The organism is Bacteroides sp. BFG-606, assembly GCF_024788145.1.
In the GTDB taxonomy this organism is placed as follows: Bacteria; Bacteroidota; Bacteroidia; order Bacteroidales; family Bacteroidaceae; genus Bacteroides; species Bacteroides vicugnae.
Map to the genome: position 1 here is coordinate 2,123,381 of NZ_JANUIL010000001.1, position 17,147 is coordinate 2,140,527.

Consider the following 17,147-nt stretch of genomic DNA (forward strand, 5'->3'; position numbering starts at 1 on the left):
AAGTTTGTTTTTATATAAACATCCGGAGATACTTGAAAGTACGCTCCGGATGTTTTTTTATACCCTTGCGTGTGTTTTCTGAAAATAATTCCTATTTTTGTCTGGTTCAATTGCATGAAAACACACTGATATGATCGAGGATAATAGTTTGGGATTAGAATTTAAATATCTGATTGTAAATGACATGGACCGTAAATTCGGCCTGTGGGTAAATACTGTCGGCTATCAGTCTATCCCTCCCGATTCACCTTATCCGTTGAAAGAACATCCCTCCGGTTACTTTTTTAATGCGGAAAAAGGAAGGGTACTTCGCGAATATCAGTTGGTTTATATCACCAAAGGGCGTGGTTTGTTTTCATCCGATTCCACTTCCGAAAAGCAGGTTTGTAAAGGTCGGCTGATGGTGCTGTTTCCCGGTCAATGGCATACTTACCGCCCGTTACGGCAGACTGGTTGGACGGAGTATTATATTGGTTTTGAAGGACCAATGATAGACGCCATCGTGAACGATGCTTTTTTGTCGCAGGAACAGCAAATACTCGAAATTGGTATTAATGAAGAGTTGGTTTCCTTGTTCTCCCGTGCCCTTGCTGTGGCAGAAGCGGATAAGATTTCCGCGCAACAATATCTTTCCGGCATTGTGCTTCACATGATAGGAATGATTCTTTCCGTTTCCAAGAATAAGTTTTTTGAGATGAGTGATGTGGACCAGAAGATAGAGCAGGCTAAAATTATCATGAATGAAAATGTTTCCGGTAATGTGGATCCGGAAGAGTTGGCTATGCGGCTCAACATCAGTTATTCATGGTTCCGACGTGTTTTCAAGGAATATACAGGTTATGCTCCCGCCAAGTATTTTCAGGAATTGAAACTACGTAAGGCCAAACAAATGCTGGTCGGAACTTCCCAATCCGTGAAAGAGATTTCTTTTTTTCTGGGTTTCCAGTCTACCGAATACTTTTTCTCTTTTTTCAAGAAGCGTACAGGGCTGACTCCGTTGGAATATCGTTCGTTCGGACGGGAAGAATGAATAGGGTGAAAGTCTATATCTATCAGTAATTTTGCTCTGATTTTGGGAATATCATAAAAACTGTTACTTTTGTGACGAGATTAATGTGTGCTATAAACCATCATTCTTGATATGCGCGGACAAAGACTATCTAATATCCATTTTTTTATTCTGCTATCTCTTTTTGGATTTGTATTTCCACTCCGGTCACAGGAATACAAGTTCAGAACATTGGGTGTGGAAGATGGATTGTCGCAAATAACGGTGAGCGATATTTGCCAGGATGAGAAATCGCGTATATGGATTGCCACTCTGGACGGGCTGAATTGTTTCGATGGCAATCACATCAAAGTCTTCAACCACTTTCATAACGACTCTATCAGTTATGGTAATTTATATGTGACTCAAATGGTGGAAGACGGTCAGGGAAGTCTTTTCCTGTTGGCTTCTACCGGACTTTTCCAGTTCGACCTTGAAACGGAGAAATATTATATCCTTCCGGTGACTTCTCCCTCCACTCTTGCCAAAGGAAAGACGGGAGTGTGGATTGCAGAAGGAGGGAAACTGTTCTTATACGATAAGAATACCCGCCTCTTGAAACCGATGTATGCCGATTTGCAGCTGCCGGACAGTGGCCCGACGATGGTGGAAGGTTCCGAGGGAAGCCTCTGGATTGCTTTGAAAGAGGGTGGGGTGATGCGTGTAGACACTTGCGGAGCGATGTCACTTCACTTGCCCGGAATTAAAGTGATGAAACTGATAAAAAGTAACGACCAGAATATTTGGATAGGTTCGCAGGATCAGGGCGTTTTCTGTTTTTCACCTCAAGGTGCCATCATACATCACTATGAATACAATGATAAGAGTGTTTACACGGTTCGGGATGATATGGCGAGAGCGTTATGTCAGGACTTGGAAGGGAATATATGGGTAGGCTACAGAAGTGGATTGAGTAAGATTGAAGTGGCTACCGGGAAAATATTCCATTATCAGGCAGATCCTAACCGGGTGGGTGCCATGTCCAATCGTTCGGTGACGTCTCTTTATACAGACAATCAGGGAACTGTTTGGGTGGGGACTTATTGGGGAGGGGTAAATTTCTTCTCTCCGGAATATCAGCATTTTGTGCATTATCATGCTTCGGACACCGGATTGTCTTTTCCCGTGGTCGGTGCTATGGCGGAAGATAAAGCCGGAAATATCTGGATTTGTACGGAAGGAGGCGGATTGGATTTATATCAACCGGAGCAAGGGAAGTTCAAGCATTTTAATACGCATACGGGATATCATTTCAGTACGGACTATCTGAAAGATGTTGTTTTTGATGAGGCTAATAATTGCTTATGGATTGCTGCTGACTTTACCAATAAGGTGAATTGTTTTCATCTTGATAACTATCGGAATGATATCTATAATCTCGAACCGCTTGGAGAAGAAAGTGTAGGAGAAGCCCTGTTTGCTTTGGCAGATACGCCTCGTAAATTGTATGTCGGGACAACATCCGCTATTGTGAGTTTGGATAAACAGACCTTGAAACCGGAGGTGTTGTTTCATCAGAAGGAATTGTTTACACATAACTACAACACCCTATTGCTTGATTCGAAAAACAGATTATGGTTTGCTTCCGATGACGGTTGTGTAGCTTATGTGATTGATGAAAAGCGGTTTGAAACCTATAGGATAAGTTTGAAGAAACGGGTCAGATCTCAAAAAGAGCTGGTCAATGTTATTTATGAAGATCGGAAAGGAAATATTTGGGTAGGGACACATGGAAACGGACTTTTCTTGTTGGATAAGAAAGACCGTTCATTTCATTTGCATACTCCTGAAAGTGCATTGTCAGGAGAAAATATCAGGGTATTGGGTGAAACTCCTTCCGGAAATTTGCTGATTGGTACCGGGCATGGATTGTCAATGCTGGAGCAGAAAGAGGGAAAAGTGATTAACTTCAATTCGAAAACAGGGTTTCCTCTGACTCTTGTGAACCGGAAATCCATGCATGTATCGCGCAATCATGATATTTATATGGGAGGGGCCACCGGACTGGTTACCATTCGTGAAAGTAGTCTGTATTATCCTCCGAAAATATACGATCTGGAGTTGGCGCATTTGTATGTCAACAACAAAGAGATAACAACAGGCGATCAAACCGGTATTTTAAATAAATCCTTTGCCTATACCGACCGGATCAAATTGAATTACTTGCAGAATGTGTTTTCTATCGGCTTCTCGACAGATAATTTTTTGCATATAGGCGGGGGTGAGGTAGAATACCGGTTGATGGGGTATAATGATGAATGGAGCGAGAACCGTTTGGGAAATGATATTACTTATACGAACATCTCTCCGGGCGATTATGTCTTTGAGATCAGGCTGAAGAACTTCCCGGAAGTAATCAGATCGCTGAATATAACGATTACGCCACCTTTCTATGCCACTTGGTGGGCCTATACGATTTATGTATGCGTGATTCTGACTATGCTATTCTTTATCGTGAGAGAATATAGAATCCGTCTGTTCCTGAAAACTTCATTGGATTTTGAACTTCGCGAGAAGCAATACATTGAAGAGATGAATCAATCCAAACTTCGTTTCTTCACGAATATCTCGCATGAAATCAGAACTCCGATCACTCTTATTCTGGGACAGGTTGATCTGTTGCTGAATTCCGGCAAATTGTCTACCTATGCTTATTCAAAACTGTTGAATATACATAAAAATGCAGGTAACCTGAAATCATTGATTACTGAATTGCTTGATTTCCGGAAACAAGAACAGGGACTTTTGAAACTGAAAGTTTCTCAATTTGACTTATATTCTTTGCTCAAAGAGCATTATGTATTGTTCAAGGAGTTGGCTGCTAACAGGAATATTTCGTTTGTTTTGCATGCCGACTGCGAGCAATGCCTTGTGTGGGGAGACCGGATGCAAATACAGAAGGTGGTTAATAACCTGCTGTCTAATGCTTTTAAATATACTTCAGACGGTGGAACTATCCGTATGGAATTGGCTGATGGAACGGAGGAATGTATGTTTTCCGTTTCCGATAATGGTGCGGGAATCTCCGAGGAAGACTACGTTAAGATATTCGAGCGGTTCTATCAGGTTGAGAATATAGGACAGTATGGAGGAACAGGTATCGGACTGGCTTTGAGTCAGGGTATTGTGAAAGCCCATCAGGGGGATATAACAGTAGAAAGTCAGTTGGGAAAAGGCTCTTGTTTTAAGGTCATTTTGAAAAAAGGGGATGCTCACTTTGATTCTTCTGTGACCCGGGTTGAACCGGAGCGGGATAAGGAATATATTTATTATTCGGAAGATAAAGAACTATTGGTTAAGGAGGTGCGGTCAGCCCAGAGTGAAAGCGGGACTACTGACTGTAAGTTACTGGTAATTGATGATAATGAAGAGATCAGAAATATCCTTGTGGATATTTTCTCTCCATTGTACACGGTTGAAACTGCAAGTGATGGCAAGGAAGGATACGGGAAAGTAAAGGTGATGCAGCCCGATCTGGTTATTTCGGATATCATGATGCCCGGAATGCCCGGAACAGAGTTATGTGCCAAGATCAAGAACAATATAGAAACCTGCCATATACCTGTCGTTCTTCTGACTGCCCTTAGTGCTCCCGAACGTGAGTTGGAAGGATTGAGAATTGGAGCGGATATTTATGTGGTGAAGCCATTTAATATGCGGCGGCTGGTGATGCAATGCAATAATCTCATTAATACCCGCAGACTTTTACAGAATAAATATGCCCATCAATTGGATAGCAAGGCGGAGAAGATTGCAACGAACGAACTCGACCAGAAGTTTATCGAACAAGCTACTCAAGTGGTGGAAGATAATATGGAAAATCCCGAATTCAGTGTAGATGCTTTCTCACGGGAGATGGGGGTGGGGCGTACTGTCTTATTTCAGAAGATAAAAGGTATCACGGGAAGTACACCAAATAATTTTATCATGAATCTCCGTCTGAAAAAGGCTGCGTATTTTCTGCTGAATGCTCCGGAGATGAACATTTCGGATATTGCTTACCGGTTAGGATTTGGAAATCCTCAATACTTCAACAAATGTTTTAAAGAACTTTTTGATATAGCTCCTACACAGTATAGGAAATCTCATGATGCCCCTTCCGATCCCTCTGTAAGGTGATTAAAATAAGTCATCTGAATTTTTAGACTAGATAAAACGAACAATTCGATAGGGTGCAATATGCTCAAATGCGATACTTTTGTGGCGTTGGATCATGCCAGCTTGTACTTGAGTTTTCTTTAATTAGGTGTGTCCGCACACACTTTTATTTAGCAGACCGAGTATGATATAATCTTTATTCTAATATAATAATTATTGTATAGTATTATGAAAGACAATCATCCGTGTAATAAATAAAAGATAGCATCTTACGGGAGAGAACCAATGTATTTCTCCTAATTAATTAAGTAGTGAGTAAAACCTTGATAATTAACCAATTTAATTTTATTCTAGTTATGAAAAATTTGCAGAGTAGGACAAAAGTGCGGTTGTTGCAGTCGTTTCTTTTGATTTCCTTGAGTCTCCTTTTCCTTGTCCATCCGGCTTATGCTCAAGGCGGGTTTGCAGTGAAGGGAGTTGTTGTGGATAAAACAGGATTTCCTTTGCCTGGCGCTAACGTGATGGAGAAAGGAACATCTAATGGGACAATTACGGATTTAGATGGTAATTTCTCATTGAATGTTTCAAAGAAGGGAGTTACTTTGACTGTATCATTCATGGGATATACCCCTAAAGAGGTAGTAGTGAAAGATAAAACAATGAATATTACGCTTGAAGAGAACTCTAAGTTACTGGACGAAGTAGTGGTAGTGGGTTACGGTACGATGAAAAAGCGTGATGTGACGGGAGCTATTACTTCCATCTCAAGTGAGGCTATTGAGCAGAAGATGGCTACTAATGTTTTTGAAGCACTGCAAGGTACTACTGCCGGTGTACAGGTAGTGTCAGGTTCGGGACAGCCCGGTGAGTCTTCTTCTATTAAAATTCGTGGTACTTCCACTTTCTCCGCCGAAGGAGTGACTCCTCTTTATATTGTAGATGGTGTGCCTTTGGAAAGTATCGACGGTATCAATACCAATGATATTACTTCTATGGAGATTTTGAAAGATGCTGCTTCTGCAGCTATCTACGGTTCCCGTTCGGCTAACGGTGTGATTATTATCACTACTAAGAGCGGTCAGGAAGGTAAAGCCCGTATTGATATCAAGTATAATCACTCATGGGGTACATTGTCTCATAAGGTGCCACAGGCAAATCGCAAAGAGCGTCTGTTGTACGACCAGTACCGCAAAGAGTATTTTGAAACATACGGCGGAGGTAATCCTGACGAAAGTAGTGATATACTGAATGATCCGTTGAACTCTTTCTTCAATGTAGACAATGATTATCTGGACATGATTACGAGCACTGCGCAGAAAGATCAGGTGGATATCAGCGTAGGTGGCGGTACGAAGAAACTGAAATATTTCATCAATACCGGTTATTATAACGAGAAAGGTATTATTTCCAATACCGGTTTTCAAAGATTAAATACTCGTATCAACTCCGATTATTCACCGACAGACTGGATGAATATGGGTAGCCGTATTTCTTTGACTTATTCTAAGAAGAAAGGTCTGAATGAAGGTACATTATTGAGTGCGGTATTGACTCGTCGCCCTTATTTCAATACTTATTATCCGGATGGCTCTTTGGTTGGAGTGTTTAATGGTCAGAAGAACCCTATTGCACAGGTTAATTATACAACTGACTTTACAGACTCTTATAAGGCGAACTTTTTCCAGTTCTTTGAAATCAAATTCAACAAATATCTGAAGTTCAGAGCCAATATCAATGCCAACTTCTATCTGGACAAGCGCAAAAAACTCGAACCGAGTCTTATCACCGATGAATGGCAGAAACAGAATAAGGGCTATTCTTATAATTACTTGAACTGGAACTGGATGAATGAAGATTTCATCACTTATGCACGTAAGATCAAGGGACATAATTTCAGCGCAATGGTGGGTGTCAGTGCTCAACAATGGCGTTATGAAAATGAAACCTTTGTAGGTTTGAATTCATCCACCGACTTTATTTATACGATGAATGCCTTTGCTGCTAATTTGGATTTGTCTTCTACGGGATCTACCTTGAGCAATCACTCCATGGCTTCTGTCTTTGCACGTGTGACGTATGATTATCTGGGAAAATATCTGTTTACAGCGAATATGCGTCGTGACGGTTCTTCCCGTTTCGCGAAAGAAAACAAATGGGGAAATTTCCCGTCAGTGTCAGTGGGATGGCGTTTCTCTGATGAGAAGTTCATGAAGTTCTCGAAGAAATTCCTGGAAGATGGTAAGATACGTGTAAGTTATGGTATTACGGGTAATGAAGCGATCGGAAACTATGACTATATTTATTCTTATTCTCCGAATTCTATCTATGACGGAGTGGGTGGTGTTATTCCGACTCGTATCGGTAAAGACAACCTGAAATGGGAGGAAACCAAACAGTTCAACCTTGGTTTGGACTTGAATTTCTGGAATAGCCGTTTGACGATTACTGCCGATTACTACGATAAATATACAGACGGTCTGTTGGCAAACTACCAATTGCCTAAAGAATCCGGTTTTGCATATATGAAGACAAACGTCGGTGAGATGAGTAACCGCGGTTTTGAAATTGCCGTTACCGGTGATATTATCCGCACAAAGGACTGGAAGTGGAATGCTTCTTTCAATATCTCCAGAAATATCAACCGCATTGAGAAACTGTCTGAAGGTAAGGCATATATGGAAGGTGATATCTGGTGGATGCAAGAAGGCGGCCGTGTAGGTGACTTCTATGGATTTAAAAGCGCCGGTATCTTTGCTTACGACGAATCGAACGCTTTTACAGATAAATGGGAACAACTGACTCCGGTATTTGAAAATGGTGTATTCCAATATAAGTATTTATTGAATGGAAAGGAATATGCAGGTGATATCCGCCAGAAAACGTTACCGAACGGCAAACCGTTCCGTGGTGGAGATTACAACTGGGAAGAGCCGGAAGGAACTCGTGATGGTGTGATTGATGATAATGACCGTATGGTGATTGGTAATGCCATGCCTGATGTGACCGGTGGTTTGAATACAACCGTGACTTGGAAAAGCGTAAGCTTGTATTTGGGATTCTATTATTCTTTGGGAGGACAGATTTATAACGCTGCCGAACATAATCGTAATATGTTCAAATATACCGGAACCACTCCTTCACCGGAAGTCATTCATAATATGTGGTTGCATCCGGGCGATCAGGCCATCTATCCGCGTCCGTATAACGATGATTTCAACAATGCGCGTATGGGTAACTCGTTCTATTTGGAAGATGCTTCATTTATCCGTTTGCAGAACGTACGTATAGCCTATGATCTTCCTGAAAACTGGATAAAGAAGCTGATGTTGAAGAATATAAACATCTACGCTTTTATAAACAATGCATTGACATGGACCAACTATTCGGGATTCGATCCTGAATTCTCTACAAGTAATCCTTTGCAGGTAGGTAAAGACTCTTATCGTTATCCGAGAAAGAGAGAATATGGTATTGGTTTTTCTGCTAACTTTTAATTGAAAATATCGTATGAAGAATATAAAATATTTTGTTGGAGCTGTATGCCTGGCTCTATCATTGAATAGCTGTTCAGACTTTCTGAATGAGGAACCGGTGAGTGAAATCCCGGCAGGTGACATGTGGCAGACCGCTCGTGATGCTAAGGCAGGTATAAATGAAATCTACGGATTGCTGCGTTCCACTCTACGCGAGAATTATTTTTATTGGGGTGAATTCCGTTCGGATAACGTAGCTCCCGGAGCACCGGTGATGGCCGATCAGGCACGTGTGATTAATAACCTGATGTCTACGGACGAGAAATGTGCGAAATGGACAACCTTGTATCAGATGATTAACCAGACCAATCTGGCCATCAAATATGTTCCTAATATCAGTATGCCCGACGTGGCAGACCGCAACGATTACCTCGGACAAGCGTATGCGCTACGTGCTTTGGCCTACTTCTATGCTATCCGTGTCTGGGGAGACATACCTTTGTTTATAGAACCTACTGAAAAGTATTCGGAGGCTATCTACAAGGAACGTACAGATAAGAATTATATTCTGGAACATGTTATTCTTCCGGATCTGAAGAAAGCGGAGAGTCTGATTAACCGTAACAAGAATTTTGAACGCAAACGTATTTCTATCTGTGGCGTATGGGCTATCATGGCAGACGCCTATATGTGGGCTGAAGAATATAATCTGGCCGATCAGACCATTGATAAGATGGCAACTATTGCTTCCAAGAAAGGCGGTCGCTTTGTGGACTTCGAACCTAACATTGCTACTTGGCATACCATGTTTACGGAAGAGCTGACCAATAAACCGTCTGATGATACACCGGAAAATGATGAATATAACTCCAGAGAGTTTATTTTCCTGGTTCACTTCAACATGGATGAAGTCGGCACGAATGGTTATAGTTATATGTATCAATGGTTCTCCGGTTCAGGAAACCGTGCGGCGGTTATGTCCGACAAGTTTATGAGCATCTTTGATGAAAAGGACATGAAAGGTGATTTGCGCAAAGATTATATGGTGAAGTATTACCAGAATGGAAATGAATTGCGTAAATATATGGCGGGTGATATTAGTAATTCTTTGAATAAGACTTGCGAGGTTGCTTATCCGATCTATCGCTATACAGATATGATGTTGCTTCAAGCAGAAGCTCGTGCTCATCAGGGTAAATGGGGTGAGGCTTTGGAACTGGTGAAATCTGTACGTGACCGTGCCGGATTGAACACGCTGACTGAAAATGATTTTGCTTCAGAAGAAGAAGTCGTTAATTATATTTTGCGTGAACGCCAAGTGGAATTAGCTGGTGAAGGACGTCGCTGGTTTGACTTGGTACGTACCGGAAAGTGGAAAGAAGTGATGAAACCTATCAACGGAATGGAGCAGGACGGTAATGAACTTTTCCCGATCCACTATTCACATATTCTGGAAAATCCGAAGATTGTGCAGAATACGTATTATGGCAATACTAACAACTAAAAAGATAGAAACGATGAAAAAGACAATATTATATAAGGCTCTTTTCTTTTGTTGGGCCATTCTGGCGTTGACCGGTTGTGATCTGGACTTACAAAAGAACTATGACTATGAACCGTCGGTGGATGATCCGTATGTAAAAGTGACAGCGTGGGAATATTTCCAAGATCACAAAGATATGTTCTCGGAGTTGATAGCAGCTATTGAGTATACAGGTCTGAAGGATTATTATACCCAGACTGATAATAAATATACTTTTCTGGCTTTGAATAATACAGGTATGCAGCTGTATCGGGAGAATGAATTTGCAGGTGCGGCATCCATTACAGATTGTGATAAAGAGAAAGTAACGAACATGTTGCTTTATCACATTGTAGACGGTGAATATAGTTCTTATGGACAGTTGCAGGTGGAACCTATGTTCGTATTGACGATGCTGAAAGGAGAGAATGGGCTGATGACAATGTCTGTATGGAAAAACCCATGGCAAGCTGCAGTCGGTAAGATTCTGGTGAATCAGACCGGAAGCAACGGGAAATCTCCACAGCGTCAGGCTAAGACCAGCAACATTCTGCCAACGAATGGTGTGATTCATATATTTGAGAACTATTGCAAATATTCCAAATAACCACAGTTAATTAAAAAGAGAACTAATTATGATTCGTAAAATATATACCTTATTAATATTAGGACTTTGCCTGGGCTTTGCTGCCTGTAGCGATGATAATGATGGTCTGGATCCTAATGCGGCTGCTCCTGTGATTAAATTCCCGATGGAACAACTGGATGTGGATTTAAATAAAGTGGATAATTTGCCGGTAGTGGCTGTCATTAAGTCGCAGGCCGGACTCCGGAGTGTGACAATGAAATTGCAGACGGTAGAGGGAGTGACCGAATATAAAACGGTGACTGAATTCTTTAATCCCAACTCATACAGCTTGTCTGAAAATCTGGAGTACAATGCAAATTACGAAGCCTTTATCATTGAGGCCACCGACAATTTGAATCATGTGACGAGCGGGACTTTACCGATTGCCGTTACCGATGTGATGGAGCGTCCTGTCATTACATTCGATCCGGAAGAGATTGTATATGATGAAATGGATGAGGAACCTGTTATGCCTCGTACTACTTTTAAAATTGTTTCGGAGGCAGGTTTAAAGAAAGTGGAAAGATTCTTAGTTTCTGCTGACGGACAAACATCGAAAGGTGGTGATGTGCTGAATGGTGACAAAACGTTTGAGTATAATGAGTTGATAGAATATAAAGAAGGTGATAAGGGATTTAAAGTGAAAGCTGAAGATATATATGGTAATATCACAATTTCTACTTTGCAGGTGTCGTATAAGACAGTTCCGGTTCCTGTATTGACCTTGGGTAACGAACTTATTTCTACTGATGAGGGAGTGGAAACGGAAGTCCCGATGCATATTGAATCGGTTCGTGGTGTCAGAGAAGTAGTTATTTATCGTGTAGAAAAAGGAATCGAAACGGAAATTTCACGTAAAGAATTTAGTGGTGATAAGAATTTAGATTATACTCCAAAAGTACAGCTTACGGAAGAAACTTCTCAAATCAAAGTTGTTGTATCCGATGGTAGAGAAGGAAAAGATGTGAGTGGAACAGTGAAGACTTATGTTAGTATGGAAGTTGTTGATCTTCAGGTAGGTAGCCAAAAATTAGCGAACGCTGATCCATTTGCTTTGATTTCTTTGAAGGATATGAAGACTTATTCTGTGGATGAGGCTATTGTGAGTGAAGAAAGTGCTAAAAATATCGATATAAAATTCTATGTGGCATCTAATAGTGGAGTGATAACTTTCCGTCTTTACTCTCCGGAAAATGTAGATGGTAAGAATGGAGAATATGCAGGGAGTACAGGTCAGTTAACAGCCTTGAAGAAAATGAATATGACACGTTTTGCTAAATTGCCTAATTTTGATTATGAACAGGCAACTCGTTCGTCTATTGAAGAAGAGTTCGGAAAAGCGACAACAGCCGCTAGGGCAGATGTGAATGTTGGAGATATTATTGGATTTAAGACGGGAGGTTCTTCCAGTGCTGGCGGTGGAAGAATTGGTGTTATTAAAATTGTTGATATATCCGATAAGATGGGTACCGATGCAACAAAACGTATCGCGACGGTTGAAATCAAGTTCCCTAAAAAGAAATAATGCTGGGTAATGCTACGTACCATCTAAAGTATGAATAGAAAACTTCTTTTCGATTAAGACTAAACTTTCATTTCATTAGAAGTAAAGTTATTGTCTATCGGATATAAACTATAAACGGAGCTTTCATTTTTATAAATGCAAGTTGCATTTTTAAAAACAAAGCTTGCAATTATAAAAACAAAGCTTGCGTTTATAGTTTATAAATAAGATAAGGGAAGTTTGCAATGAAAGGAAGTTTGCCATCAATAGAGAACAACTTTTCTATTAATAGGCAAAGTGGAAGTTAACAGGATCTTTCCAGGTGAACCGTAGCGTATACGAAAGATGCGACTGATAACAGGCACGATGATTAAGTAACCATGTGCAATAGCTGAAAGTAATATGAGAAAACATATATATGGGCATTTCCTCTTTTTATCTTTGGTCGGACTGATGCAGTTGACGCTTAGTTGTTCTTCCTCTGACGAAATAGACCCTTTGAAACCGGAAGAGGGAGATACTCCTTTGGAAAAAGAGGAATATACTTTTGTAAATGTGGAGTACCGGAAATGGCAGAACGGAACTTTTCAAGCGTGGACAACGGCAGACTCAAGAGAGACCCGAACCATTGATCGCATGAATTGGTACACTCCTTCTTCGGATTATAGCCGGACTGCCTGGGGAGGACGAATAGGCTTGCAGCCATCTTCAGTAATTGGAAAAGAAGGTTTTTTCCGAGTGGCTAGTTGCGCAGGACGTTCTTATTTGCTCGACCCGGATAATGGAGCCGTTATTATTCATGGAATTCAGCATGTCCGTCCGGGAGAATCTACTGCACATAAGAAGGCTTTCAGCACTCGATATGGTAGTGAAGCACGATGGAGTGAAGAGACAGGTAAACTGATAGCGGACAATCATATAAACTATATTTCGTATGGATCGAACCGCATTGAAGCATTTCCTGCGGCGGTACGCAACAACCTGCTGACACCCAAGACGCAAAAGATTGCTTATGCGGAGAATCTGTATCTGCTTCGTACGTTTATGTGGGATATGAGCAAGAATTTAGGCTATACGTTTGATGATGACAAGTACAATCGCCTGGTTCTTCTTTTCGAACCGACGTTTGCTGCTTACATAGATCATCTTGTACAGGAAAAGACTGCTTTATTTGCCGGTGATAAGCATTTTATCGGTTTCTATCTCGACAATGAACTACCGTTTGCCAGCTATCAGAATGCTGATCCCTTACGAGGGATCGATCTGAAACATTTCCTATCCTTACCCGAACGCTATAAAGCAGCCCGGGAGTATGCAGAAAAGTTTATGCGGGATAACGGCATAGCCTCTGCCGGAGCGATAACCAAGAAAGATCAGGAAGACTTTCGGGGGATGGTTGCCGATCATTATTATCAATTGACTACCGCAGCCGTCAGGAAATATGATAAAGAGCATTTGATTTTGGGAACGCGTCTGCATGATTGGAGCAAATATAATCAGAAAGTAGTGGAAGCGTGTGCCCGTCATTGCGATCTTGTTTCCATCAACTATTATGCGCGTTGGCAACCGGAAACCGATTTTCTGGCAAACCTGAAAACCTGGTGTGGAGCGAAACCTTTTTTAGTTTCGGAATTCTATACGAAAGCAGAAGATGCCAGTTATCAGGGAACTGGATATGCCAATACCGAAGGAGGTGGATGGCTGGTGCATACACAAAAAAATAGAGGTGAGTTTTATCAGAACTTTTGCCTTCGTTTGCTGGAAACCCGAAACTGTGTGGGCTGGGTACACTTTGAGTATAATGACGGCTACGATTCTGATGGAAAAGCTTCCAATAAAGGAGTGGTGTCCATCGAATATGAACCTTATGGATCTTTCCTGTCGCAGATGCGGCAGTTGAATCTTGCAGTTTATTCATTGATCGATTATTATGATAAAAAATCGGTTCAATAGATTAATGGAAACTTTAAAAAGACAAATTGAATATTTAGAATTAAAATAGTTATGACCATGAAGAAGTTTAGTTTATTGGCAATCCTTTTAGGATTTAATATAGCTTTGGGAGCATGTTCCGATGATGATGCCGCTCCTGTAGTACAAGATGAAATCTTTCAACTTCCGGAAAAAGCTTATGTGCTGGCGGAGCAATCCAGACGGGCTATTGTCATCAGAGATGCGGAAACGCATCGCAATATTTGGAGTTGGGATCCTTATACTGCCTGTGTGCCTGCTGCCCAACAGGGTTGGTTTGTCAATCCGAGCGAAGTAAAACCGGTTTTCAATAGACGCTATATCTTAATGACTGCCTCCGGCGGAGCTGTGGCTTTAATCCGTTTGTCGGATCATAAATTAATGTTCTATGCAAATTGCGGACAGAATCCTCACTCCGCGGAGGTATTACCCGATGGAAATATTGTGACGGCAGAATCAAAATCCGGTGAAATCAATACCTTTGTGGTTGACACGGTTAAGGTATTGGGAGCAAAGGCTAATACGGTGAAATTGGGTAATGCGCATAATGTAGTCTGGGATAAGAAGAGATCATATCTTTATGCAACAGCTACCATGACGGGAGGAGTGACTGCATTATTCCGTTTTAAGTATGATGGTAACCGGAGTAATCCGAAGCTGACCAATCAGACTCGTATCTATACATTCAGCAATGAATCGGGCGGGCATGATTTATTTCCGGTATATGGCGAAGAAGATAAATTATGGCTTACTGCGGCTTCGGCTGTTTATAAGTTTGATCTGACTGGTGTTACGGATGCCACGACCAATGAGTCGGCCGAACCGACCTGCGAGAAAGTGTATAGCATAGCCGATATAAAAAGTATCTGCAACGGACCGGATGGAATCCTGATGTTGAAACCGACTGAAGAGTGGTGGGCAGAAGGACTTGTAAATGAGAAGGGAGAAGAACTTTTCAGAATGGACGGAGCCAAGATTTATAAAGGCCGTTGGATGATAGACAATACCTTCAGTTATCCGGAAAAACATGATTTCGTGTTGGGTGAGGACTGATTAAGTATCACGGAAGATTGATAGAGTATATAAGTTGAATAATTAAGTTTGGAACAATGAGGAAGCTTCTTCTATTTTTATTGGTATCTATCGCATTGCCGGCTTTGGCGCAGAATGGAAAGAAAGTGTATGCCGACTTTCACGGTGTACGCTATACCCGGCAGCATGACGGAAAGTTGGGCCGTTGGGAGATGTATGCCAATACGGAGAAATCAAGTACCGGAAGAAAGTCGCTGTGTTATAATGCCGACCTGATAGACAGTGAAGGGCGGCATGAAATAGCGGCAGTGGCTTATCCGCAAGTCGGAATGCAGTCCAATCTCGATCCCGATTATATCGAATATCAGATTTTGTCTGCGAAAGCAGCCAAGATAGATGGATTCTTTATTGAATGGGGATTCAAGCCTCACGAAAATGACATCTTGTTGCGTGAGATGCAGAAAGTGGCGGCGAAGTATGACTTTGAGATCGGGGTAAACTGGTGTGACGGTTGGTTGTATTATGACTGGATTACTAAACTTTATCCGGAAATCAATACCCGTGAGGCAAAGACCGAATACATGGCTAAATGTTACCAATATTTGGTAGATAGCGTCTTTACCGCTCCTACAGCTCCTATGGTGAAGGGAATGCCTGTCTTTTATCATTTCGGTCCCGGAGCGAAGGTGGATGAATATAAGAAAGTATTATCACTGGCGAAGTTACCGCAAGGAATGAAGCAACCGGTTGCTTTACGCCGTTGGGCGGATTGGGGAAAACTGGAAAACGATAAATATATCCCCGTCACTCGTAGCGATGAAATGGATGCTTGGAAAGAAGTGGGAGAAATTCCGACTGCATGGCTTCCTGCCCGTGTCCGTACAAGAGATCAGGCACATGCCGAATGGGATAATTACGCCACACAGGATGATGTTATCGAGTTTATGAAACCTTTCCGCGATTCTATCTGGCATAGTAACAATCCTGCATATACAATAAAGTCGGGATTTGCCATGCCGGGGATGGATAACCGGGGGTGTGCAGGCTGGGGACGCGGACACTTCTATTATATTCCTCGCAACAATGGAGAAACCTACCAAAGTATGTGGAAGTTCTGTATGGCGGAGAAAGACAGCTTGGATATGATGTTTATTGCTTCGTGGAGCGACTATACCGAAGGACACGAAATAGAGCCAACCATTGAAAACGGCGACCGCGAATTGCGTACTACTTTAAAATATGCGGCAGAGTTCAAAGGTGAACAGGCGGATGAACGTGGATTAACCTTGCCTTTGATGCTTTTCCGTTTGCGAAAAGAAGCCCGTTTCTTGGAAAAGACAAAGATGGACGTATCCGGTTGTCATCGTTCCCTCGATAAAGCAGCATTGTTAATCAGCCAGGGACGTTATCCGGTGGCGATAGGTTTGTTGTCGCAAATAGAAAATGATGTCAAGACGGCAAAGTCGGCTTTAACGGTTGAGATGATGCGTTTGCGTGAGTCGGACATGAAGATTCAGGGAAAGCGGAAATCCGGTGGCTACAGTGCCGAAGAGACTCTCTCTATCTCTTTGCCTAAAGAGTTGGTTTCCAAACTACAAATGAATAACTATGTAGGATATCTCTATTTTGAGTATCTGGACAAAGGAAATGAATCTCTTTTTATACGTTCGTCTACGCTGCGTGAACCGAAAGAGCCGTTTAAAATTGTATCCCGGATACGTACCGACAATACGGGCGAGTGGAAAAGCGCAAAAGTAGAATTGTATAAGGATAATATCGTGAATGGATTCAATATGCCTACTTTTTATTTAAAAGGAAATGTCGTAGTCCGTAATTTGTCATTGGGTTATACGATCTACACAGTCAAATAA

The 17,147-nt window shown here is 41.6% G+C and carries 9 protein-coding genes; all 9 read left to right on the top strand.

The features are described from left to right. Nucleotides 1–130: 130 nt before the first annotated feature. The 9 genes from NXV01_RS07570 to NXV01_RS07610 all read left to right on the top strand — a co-directional run bounded on the left by NXV01_RS07570 (nucleotide 131) and on the right by NXV01_RS07610 (nucleotide 17,147). On the top strand, nucleotides 131–1,030 hold the full coding sequence (locus tag NXV01_RS07570) for an AraC family transcriptional regulator (RefSeq protein ID WP_148363927.1): 900 nt from the start codon (nucleotides 131–133) through the stop codon (nucleotides 1,028–1,030). 111 nt (nucleotides 1,031–1,141) lie between these two features. Then, on the top strand, nucleotides 1,142–5,167 hold the full coding sequence (locus NXV01_RS07575; RefSeq protein ID WP_259022106.1) for a hybrid sensor histidine kinase/response regulator transcription factor: 4,026 nt from the start codon (nucleotides 1,142–1,144) through the stop codon (nucleotides 5,165–5,167). A 335-nt stretch (nucleotides 5,168–5,502) separates the two neighbouring features. Beyond that, nucleotides 5,503–8,640, top strand: a complete 3,138-nt coding sequence (locus NXV01_RS07580; protein WP_195649281.1) for a TonB-dependent receptor — start codon at nucleotides 5,503–5,505, stop codon at nucleotides 8,638–8,640. Between the two features lie 13 nt (nucleotides 8,641–8,653). After that, nucleotides 8,654–10,123: a RagB/SusD family nutrient uptake outer membrane protein gene (locus NXV01_RS07585; RefSeq protein WP_217722911.1), complete on the top strand. Its 1,470-nt coding sequence runs from the start codon at nucleotides 8,654–8,656 to the stop codon at nucleotides 10,121–10,123. A 13-nt stretch (nucleotides 10,124–10,136) separates the two neighbouring features. Next, a complete protein-coding gene (locus NXV01_RS07590) occupies nucleotides 10,137–10,748 on the top strand; it encodes a fasciclin domain-containing protein (RefSeq protein WP_195649279.1) in 612 nt (203 codons plus the stop codon). A gap of 28 nt (nucleotides 10,749–10,776) precedes the next feature. Beyond that, nucleotides 10,777–12,294 carry a hypothetical protein gene (locus tag NXV01_RS07595; RefSeq protein ID WP_217722912.1) on the top strand — a complete coding sequence of 506 codons (1,518 nt, stop codon included), beginning with the start codon at nucleotides 10,777–10,779 and terminating at the stop codon, nucleotides 12,292–12,294. 381 nt (nucleotides 12,295–12,675) lie between these two features. Then, a complete protein-coding gene (locus NXV01_RS07600; protein ID WP_259022107.1) occupies nucleotides 12,676–14,226 on the top strand; it encodes a hypothetical protein in 1,551 nt (516 codons plus the stop codon). Between the two features lie 57 nt (nucleotides 14,227–14,283). Beyond that, nucleotides 14,284–15,297 (top strand): DUF6528 family protein, encoded by a 1,014-nt coding sequence (locus tag NXV01_RS07605; RefSeq protein ID WP_195649276.1) that lies wholly within the window; start codon nucleotides 14,284–14,286, stop codon nucleotides 15,295–15,297. 56 nt (nucleotides 15,298–15,353) lie between these two features. Then, nucleotides 15,354–17,147, top strand: coding sequence for a glycoside hydrolase family 71/99-like protein (locus tag NXV01_RS07610; protein WP_259022109.1), 1,794 nt, complete (start codon nucleotides 15,354–15,356; stop codon nucleotides 17,145–17,147).

Excerpts from the sequence above, each read along its gene's own strand:
- NXV01_RS07570 (WP_148363927.1), top strand. The coding sequence starts at position 131 with ATGATCGAGGATAATAGTTTGGGATTAGAATTTAAATATCTGATTGTA.
- NXV01_RS07575 (WP_259022106.1), top strand. The coding sequence starts at position 1,142 with ATGCGCGGACAAAGACTATCTAATATCCATTTTTTTATTCTGCTATCT.
- NXV01_RS07580 (WP_195649281.1), top strand. The coding sequence starts at position 5,503 with ATGAAAAATTTGCAGAGTAGGACAAAAGTGCGGTTGTTGCAGTCGTTT.
- NXV01_RS07585 (WP_217722911.1), top strand. The coding sequence starts at position 8,654 with ATGAAGAATATAAAATATTTTGTTGGAGCTGTATGCCTGGCTCTATCA.
- NXV01_RS07590 (WP_195649279.1), top strand. The coding sequence starts at position 10,137 with ATGAAAAAGACAATATTATATAAGGCTCTTTTCTTTTGTTGGGCCATT.
- NXV01_RS07595 (WP_217722912.1), top strand. The coding sequence starts at position 10,777 with ATGATTCGTAAAATATATACCTTATTAATATTAGGACTTTGCCTGGGC.
- NXV01_RS07600 (WP_259022107.1), top strand. The coding sequence starts at position 12,676 with ATGAGAAAACATATATATGGGCATTTCCTCTTTTTATCTTTGGTCGGA.
- NXV01_RS07605 (WP_195649276.1), top strand. The coding sequence starts at position 14,284 with ATGAAGAAGTTTAGTTTATTGGCAATCCTTTTAGGATTTAATATAGCT.
- NXV01_RS07610 (WP_259022109.1), top strand. The coding sequence starts at position 15,354 with ATGAGGAAGCTTCTTCTATTTTTATTGGTATCTATCGCATTGCCGGCT.